This window comes from Nonomuraea sp. NPDC048826 (assembly GCF_043198225.1).
Lineage (GTDB): Bacteria > Actinomycetota > Actinomycetes > Streptosporangiales > Streptosporangiaceae > Nonomuraea.
Map to the genome: position 1 here is coordinate 673,629 of NZ_JBICUQ010000003.1, position 16,003 is coordinate 689,631.

The following is a 16,003-nucleotide window of genomic DNA, read 5'->3' on the forward strand; positions in this document are numbered from 1 at the left end:
CGGTCGCTACTATTGTAGTTGACATGTCGCCTTGCGTTATGCGGACGGCGCATAGTCCGGATGCCATCTGGCGTTGGGGTCGGCTCTGGTTGGTGCTGTGTTCCCTGCTAATGGAGATCGAGTTATGGCTAGAATCAAAGAGTTCTTCAGAATCAGACAAAGCGCACGGATGCATCCGACTGAGGTCGAATGTGGCTATCAATCCATCGCCACACCATACGGCACATTGCTCCAGCTCAGCACGTACGGGTCAGATGCAAGACAGTCAGAGAAAAAGGTCAGTCAGACATTGCAACTGGACCGCCAGCAGGCGGCCACGCTTGTTGAGATCATCAAGGAGACGTTCCCGGATCTTGCGCGGTAATCGGTATTCGCGCTCCAATCATAAGATATACCGTATTTATCTGGCCGGTGGACTGGGGTATGTGGAGAGGTGAAGCAGTGGTAAATGCCCCTTGCACGTGAGAATCAAGGTCCACATCCGCTCTGCTACACCTTGTGACCACGACCGGCGTATGCGACTCGTGGGAAATAGCTCGGTAAGCACGGCGGATCATTCGCATGCCACTGGATGCGAGCGGGTGTGGCTGAGAACTTGCGACTGAAATGGCCACTCTGCCGGGCGGCAGGATGGGCGGACCGATGCGACCTGGCGGGTGTGGGGACAGCTGAGGGCAGTCCCAGTCGTCCGGGTCGATCATGACGCGTCACCCAGCAGGGCCCAGACGATCTTTCCGCCTGTCTTCGGCCACCGATAACCCCACTGGGTGGCCACGGTGTCGACCACGAGCAGCCCTCGTCCGCCGACCGCTTCCGCGTCCGGTCGGCACAGTCGTGGGGGACAACGGTTGCAGTCCCAGGCCTCCAGGACGACGCCGCCGGCCGTCTGATGGAGTCCGATCCGCACTCGCCGATAAGCCCCGGCGAGCGTTCCGTACGCCTCGATCTCGTCGTCGCTGGGGTCGGATGCCTTGATGCCGTTGGTCACCAGCTCACTGATCACGAGTCGGGCATCATCGATGAGGGCGTCGCGATCCCAATCGGTCAGTACCTGGGCCACATGTCTACGTGCGAGGGACACCGCGGTCGGGTGGACCGGCAGCTCCGTGTAGTTCTGCCGGGTCGTCAACAGGTTCGCGGTCATGCCAACCTCCCGTGACAAGCAGTGCGTCTAGTACGCCTGCGTTGGGTCTCAGCATGAGCCTCGTGAGCGTTCCCGAGGGTCTTTACCTGGCCGAATTCGGCGACGGATGTAGACGCGCGAACTGCGTTGCTCGTCACATTGCTGTAGTTGTACTGTCACCGACAGTGAATGTTGTGTGACGCCTCAGCAACGTGTCTATGGAGGAGTGGTATGGGCGATGGCAGTGGTGACCAGACGTCGCCTCGGGCGCGATTCGCCGCGGATCTGATGCGTCGCCGCAGGGAAGCGGGCATGTCTCAGACTGCGCTGAGCAACAGGCTTCGGTGCCATACTTCGCTGATCAGCCATGTGGAGCGAGGGCGGCGGGCTCCCACGGTGGAATTCGCGGAAGCGCTTGATCGGGCCTTCCAGCTTGACGGCCACTTCATGGACCTGTTCACGCAAATATCGCATTCGCCGACTCTCGGCTGGTTTGCTCGCTGGGTAGAGGAGATCGAACCGCAAGCCGCCATCCTGCAGTCGTGGGACCCGCTCGTGATCCCGGGCCTGCTGCAGACGCCCGAGTACGCGCGGGCCATCTTCGCCACCGCCGTCCCGATCGAGCAGGTCGAGGAGCGAGTTCAGGTACGGATGCGGCGGATGGAGATCTTTGATGCCCCGAACCCGCCCGCTTTCCTGGCGATCATTGATGAAAGCACGCTGCATCGCCCCATAGGCGGCCCAAGGGTTCTTGCTGGGCAGCTTGGTCGGCTTCTCGAACACGTACAGAATTCACGTATCACTGTCCAGGTAGTGCCTACCGCGAGTGGATGCGCGGCTGGCATGATGAGCGCGTTCACGCTGGCACGACTACGCGACGGCGCTGAAGTCGTATCAGCTGATTCTGTATTGTCAGGTCTGGTCACCGGCGATCATGAATCCGTGGCGCGGGTCAAAGTGAGGTACGACACCATTAGGGCCGATGCCTACCCTCAATCCATGTCACTGCAGGTCATAGAGGATGCAGTTAGGAAATGGTCCCCATGAATCTTGAGAATGCTGAATGGCGCAAAGCCGCAGCCAGTGGCGACAACGGGCAGTGCGTTGAGGTGGCCACCAACCTTCCCGGTCTCGTCGCCGTACGCGACAGCAAGAACCCCCATGGTCCCGCGCTGATCTTCACGCCCGGCGAGTGGAGGGCGTTCGTGGGCGGTGTCAGGGACGGGGAGTTCGACCTGGCCTGACCCCTCGGTGACGGCCCCAGTGCGCCGCCGACGATCACCCGAGCGCCTTCGCCGACGCTCGTCTCCCGACCAGCAGGAACAAGCCGACCGAGGCCAGCGTCCCCACGGCGATGGCCGGGACCAGTGCCTGGAAGCCCAGCCCGCCGGCCACCACCCCGAACAACGGCGGCCCCAGGAGTGAACCCACGCTGCCTGCCTGGGCGATCACGCCGTTGCCGACGTCGGCGTGGTCGAGGCGCTCCAGCACCAGCGGCAGGACGGCGAAGCCGAGGGCGCCCAGGAACCCGTTCTCGATGGAGACGATCGCCGCGCCCGCCAGCGCGGCTGACGCCGAGCCGTGGTCGCCGAACAGGAGCCAGGCGGCAGGGAGGGTGAGCAACCCGGTCAGCGCCAGGACGCCGATCGGGGCGCCCCGGCGGAGCAGCACTCCCACGGCGAGCCCGCCGAGTGCGCAGAGTACGGAGATCACCGAGGTGAGGGCGCCCGCCGCGGCGGCCGAGTAGCCCTGCTGCTCGATGAGGAGCGTGGGCAGGAGGACGATCACCGGGAGGGTCACCAGGATGGCCAGGCAGAAGGCCACGGCGAGCACCAGCGGCCACCACAGCGCCCCGGCCCGGGGGAGCGGGCCGGACGACTGGTGCCCGGGTCCCCGGGGCAGGCGCGTCCAGAGGACCAGCGCCATCGCCAGCGTCAGAGCGGCGACCAGCGCGATCCAGCCGCGCCAGCCCAAGGCTGAGGCGAGCGCGCCGCCCGCGAGCGTGCTCGCCGCGAGGCCCGTCGGGACGAACGTGGCCCAGATCGACAGGGCGGTGCCCCGGTCGCGGGCGGTGGCGAGGCGGACGACCAGCGCCGGGCAGGCGATGACGATCAGAAGATAGCCGACGCCCTCGACGGATCGGGCGGTCAGCAACCAGCCGAAATCGGGCGCGGCCACGCCTCCCAGGCTCGCGGCCGCGGTCAGTGCGAGGCCCGCCACCAGGGATCGTTCCGCGCCGACGCGCCGTACGAGATAGCCGGCGGGCAGACCGGCGGCGGCGCCGACGCCGACGACGGCCGAGATCGCCCAGCCCAGCTGCGACAGCGTCAGCCCGAGCTCGGCCGCCACCTCCGGACCGACCGAGGAGAACTTGCCGAAGCTCATCGCCGCGACGACCCCGCCGAGATAGATGAAGGCGATCGTCACCCACGGGGTGCGTCGTGCGGACTCCCCGGCCGGCTCCGACGTGCCCGGCTTCGCGGGAGAGTCCATGGAGCTCCTCAGTGTCGTCACGGGCACGTGTCCAGGCTCGATCATGGTCGTGTCGAGTGCCTGGTTCAACCTTTTTGTCTTCTTCGTACGAAGCGATTCAGGGGTACGGTCATCGCTTCTCGCGGGCTGTGCCGGGTGACGGGCAGATAGTTGCCATGGTTACAGTAGCCATGTTTATGATGTCCTCATGGTGTCTCCGGCTGACGTCCCTCCGCCCTCCATCGGTTTCGTGATCTGGCATCTGACGATGAAGTGGCGGGCCGCCCTGGATCGTGAGCTCGCGCCGCTGGGGATCACCTCCGCTCAATACAGCGTGCTGGCCTCCCTGTACGGGCTCACGCGCGGCGGGGGGCGGCCCAGTCAGCGCGAGCTGGCCGACTTCAGCGGGTTGGAGGCCATGTACGTGTCCAAGCTCGTCCGCGCGCTCGAGCGAGCGGGCCTGGTCGAACGGGCTCCCAACCCGGCCGACACCAGGGCCGTCCGGCTGCAGGTCACCGAGCAGGGAGCGCAGGTCGTCGCCGCGGCCCGCGCCAAGGTCGTCCAGCTTGAGGAAGAACGCCTCGCCCCGCTCGGCGGGCCCGCGAGCCCGCGAAGTGCCGCGTTGCGCGAGGCTCTCGGCGTGCTGCTGAGCCATGCCATGGCGACGCCGGGAGAGCGGCCTCCCGCCGGCCACCACTGACTCCGCCCTCGTCCACAAGGAAGGCTTATGCGACACACCATCTCGATCTGGCGGACACTCACCGCCGGCCTCGCCGGAGGCGTCGCGTTCGTGCTGGGCACGTTCGTCACCTTCAGGACGCTCGGCGGATCCCGCCAGGGCGCGGAAGGGCTGCTCTTCGACCCCGACACCCAGCATCCCAAGGTCATCGCGGTGTGGAAGGAGATGGAGCCGCTACCCCGCATCCTGGACAACCCTTCGCTCATCCTCGCGGGCTTACTTCTCTTCGGGATCGGCTACGCCTTCCTCTATCGGTCCGTCGCCCCCGCCTGGCCGGCGGGCCTGAACCGCAGGGCGGGCCGCCTCGGCCTCGTCGTCTGGCTGGGCGCCGTGTTCGGCGAGTTCATGGGTCCGTTCAACGTCCTGCACCAGCCCTGGAACCTCAGCCTTCTGGCATGGACGTTCTGGGCGGTGTGCGCCTTCGCCGAGGCGTACGTGATCGTCCTCGTGCTCGACCGCGGCCGGTCGCGCCGCGAACGTGCTGCGCCGCTGTCCGCCCGGGCCGCCGGCTGATCGACGGGGAGGCATCGTGAACATCACCGTGTTCGGCTCGACGGGTCGTACCGGCCGCCACATCCTGGCCGAAGCGCCTGGTCGCGGGCACCGCGTCACCGCCTTCACCCGGCGTCCCGGCAACCTCGCCGGCATCCCTGACGCCGCCCGCGTCGTGCACGGTGACGGGCGCGACGCCGTGGCCGTGGCCGAGGCGGTCGCGGGCGCCGACGCCGTCATCGCGATCGTCGCCGCCGAGACCCGGAAGGGCCCTCATCACACCGCCGCGGTCACCCGGATGATCACGAACGCGATGGCGCAGGCGGGGGTCCGGCGGTTCGTCACCACGAGCGCGTACCCCATCGTCGCCGACAAACCTCGCATCCCCATGGCCGTGCTGCGCTGGGCGCTCGCGGACGCCTACGCCGACCAGGCGGAGATGGAACGCGTCGTGACCGCCTGTGATCTGGACTGGACGATAGCGCGCCTCAACCGCCTGCTCGACCGGCCCGCCGCCGGACGTGTCCTGATCAGCCGCGACCTGCTCGACCGGCCCAGGCCCCTGAGCCGCGCCGACGCCGCCGTGACCCTGCTGGACCTGGCCGGGTCAGACACCTACGCCAAGGCCGCGGTCAACGTCGGCGGTGCTTGACCCGGTCCGAAATCAGGGGTTTTACCGCGTTCGGTAAGGGGTCACGATTAAGGCGGTCAGATTCGCCGATCATCGTGGAGGCAGTGCTCGTGAGAATCGCCCGCCGTCTGTTAACCGTCGCGTCCGCGCTCGTCCTCGCCGCGACCCTGCCCGGCGGCCTGAGCGCCGCTCAGGCGGACCCCGTCCAGGTAGAACCGATGTCCGTACGGAGCGTCGCGCCGATGGGCGGTGAGGCGGCGGCCCTGACGGCGAAGGCCCGGGGCGGCCGGGCCCGGTCGGCGCTCACGGCCCGGCCCGACCGCGCGGCCAGGACGCGGGCGGCGCGGTCGTTCTACGAGCTCCAGCTCAACCTCTGCAACAGCGGCAAGGCGGGCTGCTACGCCGGCGGCCAGGCGATCTACGAGGGCGGCGACCTGATCTACTACCTCGCCCCCGACCTGGTGACGCTGAACGAGATCTGCTCCGTCGACCTGCCCGACTACCTCCAGCCGTCGCTGGCCGAGGCCTGGCCGGACGACTGGACGTACTCCGTCTTCTACCCGGCGTTCAACAAGGCGACGGGCGCGCCGATCACCTGCACGAACGGCGGCGCCTACGGCAACGCCGTCCTCGGCCGGGTCCCCGCCGCCCTGTGGCAGGGGGCGAACGGCTGGGTCGGCACGTACACCACCCAGGACAGCGGCAACGAGGTGCGCACGTTCGCCTGCGCCTACGCGGTGGGCGACCACCTGTCGTGCGCCACCCACCTGAGCGCCGCCAGCGAGCCGATCGCGCTGACCCAGTGCAAGGCCCTGACGTTCAGCGTCGTGCCCTCCATCAGGTCGCAGGAGGGCATCTCCGGCAAGACGGTCATCGGCGGTGACTTCAACCTGGAGTACGACACCTCCGACCCGGAGAACGCGCAGAACTGCGTACCGAGCGGCAACATCCGCAAGGGCGACGGAGACGTGCAGCACGTCATCTTCAGCAACGACTTCACCTTCGTCAGCCGGAGCCTGTACGGGCTGACCCACACCGACCACGACGGCATGCTGATCCGCCTGACCAAGCCGTGACCGGGCCTCTTGATCTCAACCATGGTTGAGGTTGCATCGTATGATCATATTATTCACCGACGCCGAACTGCGATATCTCGCCGAGCATCCCCTGGGGCGGCTGGCGACCATCGACCCTGACGGCAACCCACAGCTCACCCCCGTGACCTTCCGCGTCAACCCTGACAGCGGGACGATCGACATCGGCGGTCCGGTCTTCACCCGCAGCAGGAAGTTCCGCAACGCGAAGGCCAACCCGAGGGTGGCGTTCGTGGTCGACGGCCATTCCGTGGCGCCCAATGAGTACGGCCAGACAGGTCAGGGGATCGAGATTCGCGGACGGGCAGAGATCGTGACGCTGGACCCGCCGCTGATGGCGTTCTTCGACGCCGAAAGCCTTCGTATACGCCCCCGGCGGATCGTGGCGTGGAACATCGAGGGAGCCGGCTACAACGCCCGTGACGCGACCTGACAGGGGCTCACTGCGGGGCGGGCCGGCCCCGCAGTGGGGAGCGGTCGTCAGGCGAGGGCCCGGCGGAGGGCGTCGACGCGCTGGTCCCAGATGCGCCGGGAGAGCGCGGCCTCCGGGGCGAAGTTCTCGGAGGCGTGGTAGCTGCCCGGGTTGACGTGCAGCTCGGTGGGCACACCGGCCTGCATGAGCCGCTGGGCGAAGGCGATGTCCTCGTCCCTGAACAGGTCGACGGTGCCCACGTCGATGTAGGCCGGAGGCAGGCCGGTCAGGTCTTCGGCCCGGGTCGGGGCGGCGTACTGGTCGGCGTCCTTGCCGCCGAGATACCACGCCCAGGCCTCGATGTTGCCCGCCCGGTCCCAGATGCCGACGTCGGTGATCTCGTGGCTGGACGGCGTCTCGTTCCGGTCGTCGATCATCGGGTAGATCGGCATCATGAACGCGATCGACGGTCCGCCGCGGTCGCGGGCCAGCAGCGCCGTGCCGATGGCCAGCCCGCCGCCCGCGCTGCCGCCGTAAAGGGCCAGCCGTTCCGGGTCCAGCCCCAGGTCGGCGGCGTTCTTCACGGTCCAGGCCAGACCGGCGTAGCAGTCTTCGACCGGCGCGGGGTGCGGGTGCTCGGGCGCGAGCCGGTACTCGACGGAGACCACGACGGCGCCCACCCGGTCACAGATCATCGTGGCGGTGGCGTCCTCGCCGGCGATGTCGCCGAGGATCATGCCGCCCCCGTGGATGTAGTAGACGCCGGGCAACTGCCCCGCCGCGTCGACCGGCCGGTAGACCCGGATCGTGAGGTCGGGCTCGCCGTCGGGGCCGGGGATGGTCCGGTCCTCCTTGGCCACGTTGGGGTTGGCGGGCACCTCCATGGCGCTCAGCAAGCCGGAGACGGCGGCCCGGCGCTGGACGATCTCAGGGATGGTGTTGAAGCCGCCGGGCAGCATCTCGAGCAGCGCGTCCAGCGGGCCGCGGCTCTCGGGGTCTATCAGGTCGCGGGGGTTCATCGGGGCCTCCAGGTTCTGTGCTGGCTTCAGCGTGCGGGCACGCCGGTCGCAGATCAAGAGGCGGTCCCGGCCTGTGCCGGCCACGCCTCCGCACGGATCTCCAGCGCGCGGAGGCGTGGGCGGAGGGTCGTGGCTACTTGACGGGCCGCGGGGGCAGGTTGCGCCAGACGTACCAGATGTCGTGGTCGCGAATGTGGGAGTACTTGTCCGGCAGGGCCAGCGTCGGGGCCGGCTCCCCGCGGGTCAGCGGCCGCCACTCCAGCTTGAGGTCACAGGCGGGCGCCTTCCACACGCAGGCGTAGCCAAGTCCGAACTCTCCCTTGTTGATCTCCCACGCCTGGTTGGCGCTGGTGTTGCAGTCGCGGAGGTAGACCGGGCCGAGCCGCCCGCCGCTGTCGTGGGCGTCGATGCACATGTTGTAGAAGACGTTGCGGATCTGCCGGTAGGTGCTCGGGGCGCCCGGGTGCGGAGATGCCGTGAACTCCCACTGCTGGCGCTGGTCGAAGGGGTCGCAGCGGTACATGCGAGGTCGCTCCGCCTGTACGGAGCCGACACAGCCGTTCGGATAGCTGGGGCTGCTGATCGAGTAGACGCCGATCTTCGCGGTCGCTGCCGCGGACGCCGGGGATCCGCTGACCAGCGCCGGCCAGCACGCCGTCAGCGCGGCGACGCTCATGATGGCTCGCAGTCGTGTTCGGTGAATCATGGTCGCTCCTTCTTCTCTTCGTGATGGGAAGGTGCGGCGGCTAGCACCGGCCCCCGCGCGTGGGGCCGGTGTCCACTTTCATTCGACGGCCGGGCCGGCGTGGATGACGGCGGTGAGTTCACCGGCTCATTGCCGATACGCGGCGTCGCTCCGGGTACGTGCCTGGCATGAAAGCCATCAACGTGTGTTTCGGCATAGATGTGGACGCCGTCGCCGGCTGGATCGGCTCGTACGGTGGGCAGGAGTCCCCGAACGACATCCAGCGCGGCGTCTTCGCGGCCGAGGTCGGGACGCCGCGGCTGCTCCGGTTGTTCGCCAGGGAAGGCATCAGGACGAGCTGGTTCGTACCGGGTCATTCGCTGGAGTCGTTCCCCGAGCAGATGGGTAAGATCGTCGAGGCCGGGCACGACGTCGGCGCGCACGGCTACATGCACGAGAACCCGGTCGCGATGTCCGCCCAGCAGGAGGAGGACGTGCTGGCCCGCAGCGTCGAGCTGCTCGACAAGCTGCTCGGGGTCAAACCGAGCGGGTACGTCGCGCCGTGGTGGGAGATGTCGGCGCGCACCATCGACCTGCTGCTCCGCTACGGGTTCACCTACGACCATTCGCAGTCGTACCGGGACTTCCAGCCCTTCTACGCCCGTCGCGGCGAGGAGTGGACGCGGATCGACTTCGACAAGGACGCGGAGTCCTGGATGAAGCCGCTGGTGCACGGCGAGGAGGTGGACCTCGTCGAGTTCTCCGCGAACTGGTATCTGGACGACCTGCCGCCGATGATGTTCATCAAGAACTCGCCGAACAGCCACGGCTTCGTGAACCCGCGCGATCTCGAACAGCAGTGGCGCGACCAGTTCGACTGGGTCTACCGGGAGCTCGACTACGCGGTGTTCCCGATCACGCTGCACCCCGACGTGAGCGGCCGGCCGCAGGTGCTGCTCATGCTGGAACGGCTGATCCGGCACATGCGCGGCCACCAGGGCGTGCGGTTCATGTCGTTCGCCGAGGCGGAGAAGGACTTCCGCGCCCGCTTCCCGTTCAAGGAGCGGGCGCGGCCGACCGACGTGCACTGACCGGGGTCAGACCAGGCGGTCGTCGCGGTGGGCGGCGAGGCGGGCGGGGTCCGGCCAGCGCACCGCGTGGGCCCAGCCCGCCCGCTCGAACCAGCGGATCAGCCGCGCGCTGGGGTCGAGCTGACCCCGGAGCACGCCGTGGCGGGCGCAGGCCGGCTCCGCGTGGTGCCAGTTGTGCCAGCCTTCGCCGAACGTCAGCATCGCCACCCACCACACGTTGGACGAGCGGTCGCGGGTGCGGAACGGCCGGTCGCCGAAGGTGTGGGCGACCGAGTTCACCGACCAGGTGACGTGGTGGACGACCGCGTAGCGGACCAGCCCGCCCCAGAAGAAGGCGGTCCAGGCGCCCGCCCACGACATCGACCACAGCCCTCCGGCGGCGGCCGGGAGCGCGAACGACAGCGCCACGACGGCGGGGTAGGCGGCGTCGAAGCGCCGCACGTCGGGGTCGGCCAGCAGGTCGGGCACCCAGTGGCGGACGCTGGAGCGGCGGCGGGCGGTGTAGAACCAGCCGATGTGCGCGTGCAGCATGCCGCGCAGCAGGCCCCAGCCGCTCTCGCCGTAGCGCCACGGGGAGTGCGGGTCGCCCTCGCGGTCGGCGTACTTGTGGTGCCTGCGATGCTCGGCGGCCCACAGCGTGACCGGGCCTTCGACGGCCATGCCGCCCGCCAGCATGAGCGCGATCCGGAGCGCCCGATTGCCGCGGAAGGCGCGGTGGGTGAACAGCCGGTGGTAGCCGACGGCGATGCCGAAGATGCTGACCGCGTACATGACCAGGGCGATGACCAGGTCGCGCGGGCCGATGCCCCAGCCCCAGGCGGCCGGCACCGCGAGCCCGAGGAGCAGCACGGGCAGCACGACCAGGACGACCAGATAGGCGGTGCGGCGACCGGTGGTGACCGCCACCGTCTCCGCCGCGTTCCGCCGTGGAATGGCTGACGTCAAGCTTCCTCCCTTGGTGACCCCGGCTCCCCATTGAACGGCGGTGGTCCTGGACTGCGGCTATGACCTGACAGTGACGGCTCGATTACCTAGAGGAGGCAGAACAATGCGTCCGGCAGCCATGAAGAAAAGCCGGGGCCGTCCCTAGATTGTGGTTACACAACGTGATCAAGCATGGGGAAAGGGCCACGGAATGGGTGCTGTCGGCCAGGCGACCACGGGCGGCTATCTGCAGAGGTACGACGAGGCGCTCGCCGGCGCCCCGATGTCCGCGTTCGGGCTGGTCAGAGAGTGGATCCGGAACGACTGGCGCGGCCTGTTCGCCGAGCTGCGCGAACGGCGTCCCATCCTCGTCACGCCCGCGTTCACCGTCGTGACCCGGCACGCCGACGTCACCGAGGTGCTCTCCCGCGAGGAGGTCTTCTCGGTCCGGGCCTTCGGGCCGCGGCTCGACGCCGCCCTCGGCGGGCCGTTCATGCTCGGCAGGGACGCCACCGCGATGAACTGGCGGGAGAAGGGCCTGATGCAGGTCATGCTCGACCCGCGCGACGTGGCCGGGGTGCGCCGGCTGGTCGGCGACGTCGCCGAGGAACTGCTCGACGCCGCCTGGCCCGCCGGGCGGGTCGAGGCGGTCGGCGGGCTGTTCCGGCCCGTCGCCCTGGAGGTGTGCGCCCGCTACTTCGGCTTCCCCGGCCCCGACCCGCAGACCCTGTCGCGGTGGACGCGCGCCGTCGTCACCGACGGCTTCGCCAACTTCCACGGCGACCCGGAGCTCCAGGCCGCGTCCGTACGCGCCGGCACGGAGATGATCGCCTACCTGCGTGAGCGGCTCGCCGCCTACCGGGCGCAGCGCGACCTGCCCGACGACGTCTTCGCCCGGCTCGTCCGCGCCTCGCCGCCGCTGCCCGACGACCGGATCCTGATCAACATGGCCGGGCTGCCGCTGGGCTTCGTGGAGAGCGCCCCCGGCGCCATGACGGAGGCGGTCGAGCAGCTGCTCATGCGCCCGGAGGTGCTGTCGGAGGCCGTCGAGGCGGCCGGCGACCCGGAGCGGTTCGACCGTTACGTCTGGGAGGCGCTGCGGTTCAACCCGTTCTTCAAGGTGCTGCCGCGACTGTGCGAGCGCGATCACGTGCTGGCGGCGGGCACGCCGCGCGCGACGCCGATCCCGGCGGGCACGTTCGTGCTCGCGGCGCCCGCCTCGGCCATGTTCGACGCCGACGCGGTGCCCGAGCCCGGCGAGTTCCGCCTCGACCGTCCGGCGCACCACCACCTGTTCTTCGGCCACGGCCACCACGCCTGCCTGGGGGTGCATCCGGCCAGGGTCGTCGTGAGCGAGACCGTGCGACGCCTGCTGCTGCGACCCGGCGTCCGGCTGCTGCCCCCGCCGGAAGGCCGGATCGAGCGCGCGCTCGGGATCTTCCCCGACCGCTTCGTCGTCGGGCTCGGCGCCGAGCGGGAGACGGCATGACGGCGCGCGGCGTCGCCACCGACGGGATCGTCAACCGGGCCAGGTTCCTGGCCCTGACCAACGGCCGGCCGTTCTGGGACCTCCTGCAGCGGGCCGAACCCGTGCGGCGCAGGGTCAACGCGACCCTGATCGACCAGGCCGTACGCGAGATGCCGCCGCGGCCGGAGCCGCTGAGCACGATGGCCGGCTACACCTCCTGGGCCTCGCTGACCGACCGCACCTACAGCGGCCGGCACCTGCCGCCGATCGCCGTGGCCGAGGAGAGACGGCCCGCCCCCGAGGTGGCGGCCGGGCTGTTCACCCGCGGCGAGTCCATGATCCCGTGCCCGCGCTCGACCGTGCTGTTCGCGTACTTCGCCCAGTGGTTCACCGACGGCTTCCTGCGCGGCGACGTCAACATCCCGCGCGACCCGCGCAAGAACAGCTCCAACCATCACATCGACCTCAACCAGGTCTACGGCCTCGACGCGCGGGCCACCGCCGCGCTGCGGACCTTCGAGGGCGGGCTGCTGAAGAGCCGGATCGTCAACGGGGGAGAGTACCCGCCCCTGCTGTGCGAGAACGGCAAGATCAAGCCCGAGTTCGCGCCGCTGCGGGTCATCCGCTTCGACGAGCTCACCGACGCCCAGCGCGACACGCTCTTCGCCACCGGCAGCGACAGGGGCAACATCCAGCTCGGCTTCACCATGCTCACGGTGCTGTTCCTGCGCGAGCACAACCGGGTGGCGCGGCTGCTGGCCCGCGCCCACCCGCGCTGGGACGACGAGCGGCTGTTCCAGACGGCCCGCAACGTCCTCATCGTGCTGCTGATCAAGCTCGTGGTCGAGGAGTACATCAACCACATCACCCCCTACCACTTCCGCTTCACCCTCGACCCGAAGCTGTCCGCGCTGCTGTCGGGCGCCCCCTGGCACCGGGAGAACTGGGCCTCGGTGGAGTTCAACCTCGTCTACCGCTGGCACAGCCTCATCCCGTCGCGGCTGTCCGTGGGCGGGCGCGAGCTTCCCCTCGCGGAGACCATGACCGGTGCCTCGCTGATCCCCGGCCCCGGGCTCGGCCGGCTCTTCGAGGAAGCCTCACACCAGCGGGCCGGGCGTATCGGGCTGTTCAACACCGATCCGCTGCTGCGGGAGGTCGACGCGGCGAGCATCGCCGACTCGCGGGCGCTCGGCCTGGCCCCGTACAACCTCTACCGGGAGCACTGCCGCTTCCCCCGGGTGCGCAGGTTCGAGCACGTGTCCGGCGATCCGCGCGTCTCCGGCGCGCTGCGCGACCTCTACCGCAGCGTCGACGACCTCGACCTGTACGTGGGGCTCTTCGCCGAGGAGCCCGGATCCCCCGCCGCGATCCTGCCGCCGCTGCTCACGAAGATCATCGCGATCGACGCCTTCTCCCAGGCGCTGACCAACCCGCTGCTCGCGCCGCGGGTGTTCACCGCCGCCACCTTCTCGCCGACCGGCCTGCGGATCCTCGCGACCACCCGTACGCTCTCCGACGTCGTACGCCGCAACACGCCGGAAGACCCTGCCCCCCGCTTCGTCAGTATGGCCAGGCAGGCGTTCACATGACCCGCGCGCCCGACCCATCCGGTGCGTCCGGCCCGTCCGGTCCGCCCCGCCTGTCCGGTCCGCCCGGCCTGTCCCGTGCGTCCGGTCCGGTCGCGTCCGGTCCGCCCGGCCTGTCCCGTGCGTCCGGTCCGGTCGCGTCCGGTCCGGTCGCGTCCGGCTCGGAGGTCGCGGCGTTGCGGGGGGCCGCGCGGGAGCTGGTGGAGGTCGCGGTCGTCATCCGGGAGGCGGCGGAGCACGCGACCGCCGCGCTCACCGACGGCGCGCTGGCGCGGGCCCTGCCGCGCGCCCCCGCCGAGGGCCGGTCCGTCTACGGCGCGCTGCTGAGGGCCGTCACCGGCCGCCGCGGTCTCGGGTACGCGCCCACCGGCGGCCCCCTGGTCACCCTGGCCGCCAAGGCAGGCGCCATGGCCGGGGCCGAAAGCCTGGTCGTCCGGGTGCTCGCCACCTCGCTGCGGCTGCGCATCGCGGCCGTCGCGGCCGATCATCCCGAGCTGGCCGGCGACCCTCTGATCGCCAGGCTGATCGACGCGGCCGCCGCCGACCGCGACCTGGAGGCCGTCCGCGCCCTGCGCGCCCTGCTCAGGGACCGCGGCGCGGTGCGCGCGCTGAGCGGGCTCGCCCCCGTCTTCGGCGAGGTCCTCGCGCTGCGCGCGCTCCTGGACGAGAACCCGCTGAACGACGCGACCGCCTGGCTCATCGCGACCGGCAGGGGCCGGGCCACCGCCGACCCGGTCACCGGCCTCAGCAACCGGGCCATCGCCGTCCTCGACACGGGGGAGGGGGCCGCCCGGCGGACCGTCCTGACCGGTGAGGAGTCCGCCCGCCTCGGCGACCGGGGATCGTTCCTCGGGTTCCTGGAGAACATCAGCGTCATCGGCCCCACCGGGCGGATCCTCGTGCAGAGCGTCGAGGGCCCCGACGGGGTGGTCCGGCATGTCGTCCAGGTGCCGGGGATGCGGGCGGGGCGGCTCGACGGCGACTCGCCGCAGGATCTGCTCGGCGCGTTCAGCAGCGCCGTGCTGGACAGCAACCCCTACAGCCGCGCGCTGGCCCGAGCCGTCGCCGACTACGGGATGCCCGAGGGCGCCGAGGTGGCGCTCGTCGGACACAGCGCGGGCGGCGCGGCGATCATGAACCTGGCGCAGGATCCCGGCTTCTGCGACCGGTTCGCCGTCACCCACGTCGTCGCCGTCGGCTCGCCCGTCGACTTCAAACGACCCGCCGACCCGCGGACCTGGGTGGCCAGCGTCACCAACCAGCACGACCTCATCCCCACCCTCGACGGGCAGGGCGCGGGCGGGTGCTTCGACCTGAACCCCGACTGGTACGTGGTCGACTACTACGACTCCACCCACCTCTTCCCACTCTGCCACCGGCTGGAGCACTACATCGCCAACCTCGCCGACGACCTGCCGGAGGCCCGCGACCACATCGACGGGCGGCTCGCCGCCTACCGGGGGCGAGTGGTGCGGTCCCAGGCGTACGAGGTGTTCGACCGGGAGCCTGGGCCGGCGGGGTCCCCGTTCCTGACCGTGCCCACCTACGCGGTGGACGGGTCGGTCGACGTGCCGATCAGGTGCCGGAGCGGCAGCGCGCTCACCGCGTTCTTCGCCGCCGACCCGGAGGCGGTCGCGGGGCTGCTGGATGGGACGGGGGTCGGGCCCGCCGTGCCGGTCGCCGGGCGGGCCCTGGTCGCCGTGCACGCTGCCGCGAACCGGGTCACCAGCGTGGGCGCGTACCGCGAGGCGCACCTCGGCGTCGTCGTGCCCGGCCCGTGGCGTCCGCCTCCGCTCTGGCCCGACCTGCTGCGGGGCGCGGAGCGGCGGCGCTCAGGCAGTTTCCTCCTCGGGTCGGCCGTCGACACCGAGACCGTGCACGCCGTCGCGCCCACGTTGTGGGGTGGTGAGACGCGGCTGACCCCCGTGGACGTCCGGCTCGCCGCCGGGCGGGCGCGGGTCGCCGTCGGCGGTGCCCTCACCCTGGCCGGGCGCCTCGGGCCGTTCCTGCCCGTCGGGGATCCCGGCCTGGTCGGCTACACGGCCGGCGCCGCCGTGCTGCGCTCGTGCGTCCGGGTCCGCGGCGTCGGCCGCCTGCATCCGGCGCCCCGGCTGCGGCTGACCGTCGAACCCGGCTCGGCGCATCCGCTGGCCGAGCGGGTGCGCGCGCTCGGGCTCGACGGCGCCCGGCCGTTGCTCTGCCTGTCCTCGCCCGCCCGCCAGTCTCTCCGGGACGCCGCCGTCCCGCTGCCGGACGTCACCCGCTGA

At 70.2% G+C, this 16,003-nt stretch carries 17 protein-coding genes; 12 read left to right on the forward strand and 5 right to left on the reverse strand.

The genetic code is table 11. The annotated features are described in order from the left end of the window. The first annotated feature begins 124 nt into the window (after positions 1-124). Complete coding sequence (locus ACGFI7_RS13630; protein WP_393403444.1) at positions 125-364, forward strand: hypothetical protein; 240 nt, start codon at positions 125-127, stop codon at positions 362-364. A gap of 333 nt (positions 365-697) precedes the next feature. Here ACGFI7_RS13630 and ACGFI7_RS13635 read toward each other — a convergent pair whose 3' ends face one another. Beyond that, complete coding sequence (locus tag ACGFI7_RS13635; protein WP_393403446.1) at positions 698-1,144, reverse strand: ATP-binding protein; 447 nt, start codon at positions 1,142-1,144, stop codon at positions 698-700. A gap of 210 nt (positions 1,145-1,354) precedes the next feature. Between ACGFI7_RS13635 and ACGFI7_RS13640 the strand changes: the two genes are divergently transcribed. Beyond that, a complete protein-coding gene (locus tag ACGFI7_RS13640; RefSeq protein WP_393403448.1) occupies positions 1,355-2,170 on the forward strand; it encodes a helix-turn-helix transcriptional regulator in 816 nt (271 codons plus the stop codon). After that, on the forward strand, positions 2,167-2,367 hold the full coding sequence (locus ACGFI7_RS13645; protein WP_393403450.1) for a DUF397 domain-containing protein: 201 nt from the start codon (positions 2,167-2,169) through the stop codon (positions 2,365-2,367). Before ACGFI7_RS13640 ends, ACGFI7_RS13645 begins: the two co-directional genes overlap by 4 nt. Before the next feature lie 34 nt (positions 2,368-2,401). Here the strand turns inward: ACGFI7_RS13645 and ACGFI7_RS13650 are convergent, their stop codons facing one another. Beyond that, a complete protein-coding gene (locus ACGFI7_RS13650; RefSeq protein ID WP_393403452.1) occupies positions 2,402-3,616 on the reverse strand; it encodes a CynX/NimT family MFS transporter in 1,215 nt (404 codons plus the stop codon). A 229-nt stretch (positions 3,617-3,845) separates the two neighbouring features. On the opposite strand from ACGFI7_RS13650, the gene ACGFI7_RS13655 reads away from it, so the two are divergent. From ACGFI7_RS13655 to ACGFI7_RS13675, 5 genes are all read left to right on the forward strand, one after another. After that, positions 3,846-4,295 carry a MarR family winged helix-turn-helix transcriptional regulator gene (locus ACGFI7_RS13655; protein ID WP_393403454.1) on the forward strand — a complete coding sequence of 150 codons (450 nt, stop codon included), beginning with the start codon at positions 3,846-3,848 and terminating at the stop codon, positions 4,293-4,295. A 27-nt stretch (positions 4,296-4,322) separates the two neighbouring features. After that, positions 4,323-4,847 carry a hypothetical protein gene (locus ACGFI7_RS13660; RefSeq protein WP_393403456.1) on the forward strand — a complete coding sequence of 175 codons (525 nt, stop codon included), beginning with the start codon at positions 4,323-4,325 and terminating at the stop codon, positions 4,845-4,847. 16 nt (positions 4,848-4,863) lie between these two features. Further along, positions 4,864-5,478, forward strand: a complete 615-nt coding sequence (locus ACGFI7_RS13665; protein ID WP_393403459.1) for an NAD(P)-dependent oxidoreductase — start codon at positions 4,864-4,866, stop codon at positions 5,476-5,478. A gap of 83 nt (positions 5,479-5,561) precedes the next feature. Further along, positions 5,562-6,533: an endonuclease/exonuclease/phosphatase family protein gene (locus ACGFI7_RS13670; RefSeq protein WP_393403462.1), complete on the forward strand. Its 972-nt coding sequence runs from the start codon at positions 5,562-5,564 to the stop codon at positions 6,531-6,533. 40 nt (positions 6,534-6,573) lie between these two features. After that, on the forward strand, positions 6,574-6,984 hold the full coding sequence (locus ACGFI7_RS13675) for a PPOX class F420-dependent oxidoreductase (RefSeq protein WP_393403464.1): 411 nt from the start codon (positions 6,574-6,576) through the stop codon (positions 6,982-6,984). A 47-nt stretch (positions 6,985-7,031) separates the two neighbouring features. Here ACGFI7_RS13675 and ACGFI7_RS13680 read toward each other — a convergent pair whose 3' ends face one another. Both ACGFI7_RS13680 and ACGFI7_RS13685 read right to left on the reverse strand, forming a co-directional pair. After that, positions 7,032-7,982 (reverse strand): alpha/beta hydrolase, encoded by a 951-nt coding sequence (locus ACGFI7_RS13680; protein ID WP_393403466.1) that lies wholly within the window; start codon positions 7,980-7,982, stop codon positions 7,032-7,034. A 133-nt stretch (positions 7,983-8,115) separates the two neighbouring features. Then, entirely contained in the window at positions 8,116-8,688 is a 573-nt protein-coding gene (locus ACGFI7_RS13685; protein ID WP_393403468.1) for an RICIN domain-containing protein, read from the reverse strand. 167 nt (positions 8,689-8,855) lie between these two features. Between ACGFI7_RS13685 and ACGFI7_RS13690 the strand changes: the two genes are divergently transcribed. Continuing rightward, positions 8,856-9,758, forward strand: coding sequence for a polysaccharide deacetylase (locus ACGFI7_RS13690; protein WP_393403470.1), 903 nt, complete (start codon positions 8,856-8,858; stop codon positions 9,756-9,758). A 6-nt stretch (positions 9,759-9,764) separates the two neighbouring features. Here the strand turns inward: ACGFI7_RS13690 and ACGFI7_RS13695 are convergent, their stop codons facing one another. After that, the gene (locus ACGFI7_RS13695; protein WP_393403472.1) at positions 9,765-10,703 is read right to left on the reverse strand and encodes an acyl-CoA desaturase; all 939 of its coding nucleotides are present in this window, start codon (positions 10,701-10,703) and stop codon (positions 9,765-9,767) included. A 190-nt stretch (positions 10,704-10,893) separates the two neighbouring features. Here ACGFI7_RS13695 and ACGFI7_RS13700 point away from each other — a divergent pair, with 190 nt between their 5' ends. Genes ACGFI7_RS13700 through ACGFI7_RS13710 form a run of 3 tightly spaced genes read left to right on the forward strand, consistent with a single transcriptional unit; the run spans position 10,894 to position 16,003 of the window. Beyond that, entirely contained in the window at positions 10,894-12,171 is a 1,278-nt protein-coding gene (locus ACGFI7_RS13700; protein WP_393403474.1) for a cytochrome P450, read from the forward strand. Beyond that, positions 12,168-13,739 (forward strand): peroxidase family protein, encoded by a 1,572-nt coding sequence (locus ACGFI7_RS13705; protein ID WP_393403476.1) that lies wholly within the window; start codon positions 12,168-12,170, stop codon positions 13,737-13,739. Before ACGFI7_RS13700 ends, ACGFI7_RS13705 begins: the two co-directional genes overlap by 4 nt. Beyond that, complete coding sequence (locus ACGFI7_RS13710) at positions 13,736-16,003, forward strand: hypothetical protein (protein WP_393403478.1); 2,268 nt, start codon at positions 13,736-13,738, stop codon at positions 16,001-16,003. The genes ACGFI7_RS13705 and ACGFI7_RS13710 overlap by 4 nt, the downstream gene beginning before the upstream one ends.

What these genes read in the sequence shown, in the direction of transcription:
- ACGFI7_RS13630 (WP_393403444.1), top strand. Translation starts at nt 125, where the DNA reads ATGGCTAGAATCAAAGAGTTCTTCAGAATCAGACAAAGCGCACGGATG.
- ACGFI7_RS13635 (WP_393403446.1), bottom strand. Translation starts at nt 1,144, where the DNA reads ATGACCGCGAACCTGTTGACGACCCGGCAGAACTACACGGAGCTGCCG.
- ACGFI7_RS13640 (WP_393403448.1), top strand. Translation starts at nt 1,355, where the DNA reads ATGGGCGATGGCAGTGGTGACCAGACGTCGCCTCGGGCGCGATTCGCC.
- ACGFI7_RS13645 (WP_393403450.1), top strand. Translation starts at nt 2,167, where the DNA reads ATGAATCTTGAGAATGCTGAATGGCGCAAAGCCGCAGCCAGTGGCGAC.
- ACGFI7_RS13650 (WP_393403452.1), bottom strand. Translation starts at nt 3,616, where the DNA reads ATGGACTCTCCCGCGAAGCCGGGCACGTCGGAGCCGGCCGGGGAGTCC.
- ACGFI7_RS13660 (WP_393403456.1), top strand. Translation starts at nt 4,323, where the DNA reads ATGCGACACACCATCTCGATCTGGCGGACACTCACCGCCGGCCTCGCC.
- ACGFI7_RS13675 (WP_393403464.1), top strand. Translation starts at nt 6,574, where the DNA reads ATGATCATATTATTCACCGACGCCGAACTGCGATATCTCGCCGAGCAT.
- ACGFI7_RS13680 (WP_393403466.1), bottom strand. Translation starts at nt 7,982, where the DNA reads ATGAACCCCCGCGACCTGATAGACCCCGAGAGCCGCGGCCCGCTGGAC.
- ACGFI7_RS13685 (WP_393403468.1), bottom strand. Translation starts at nt 8,688, where the DNA reads ATGATTCACCGAACACGACTGCGAGCCATCATGAGCGTCGCCGCGCTG.
- ACGFI7_RS13690 (WP_393403470.1), top strand. Translation starts at nt 8,856, where the DNA reads ATGAAAGCCATCAACGTGTGTTTCGGCATAGATGTGGACGCCGTCGCC.
- ACGFI7_RS13700 (WP_393403474.1), top strand. Translation starts at nt 10,894, where the DNA reads ATGGGTGCTGTCGGCCAGGCGACCACGGGCGGCTATCTGCAGAGGTAC.
- ACGFI7_RS13705 (WP_393403476.1), top strand. Translation starts at nt 12,168, where the DNA reads ATGACGGCGCGCGGCGTCGCCACCGACGGGATCGTCAACCGGGCCAGG.
- ACGFI7_RS13710 (WP_393403478.1), top strand. Translation starts at nt 13,736, where the DNA reads ATGACCCGCGCGCCCGACCCATCCGGTGCGTCCGGCCCGTCCGGTCCG.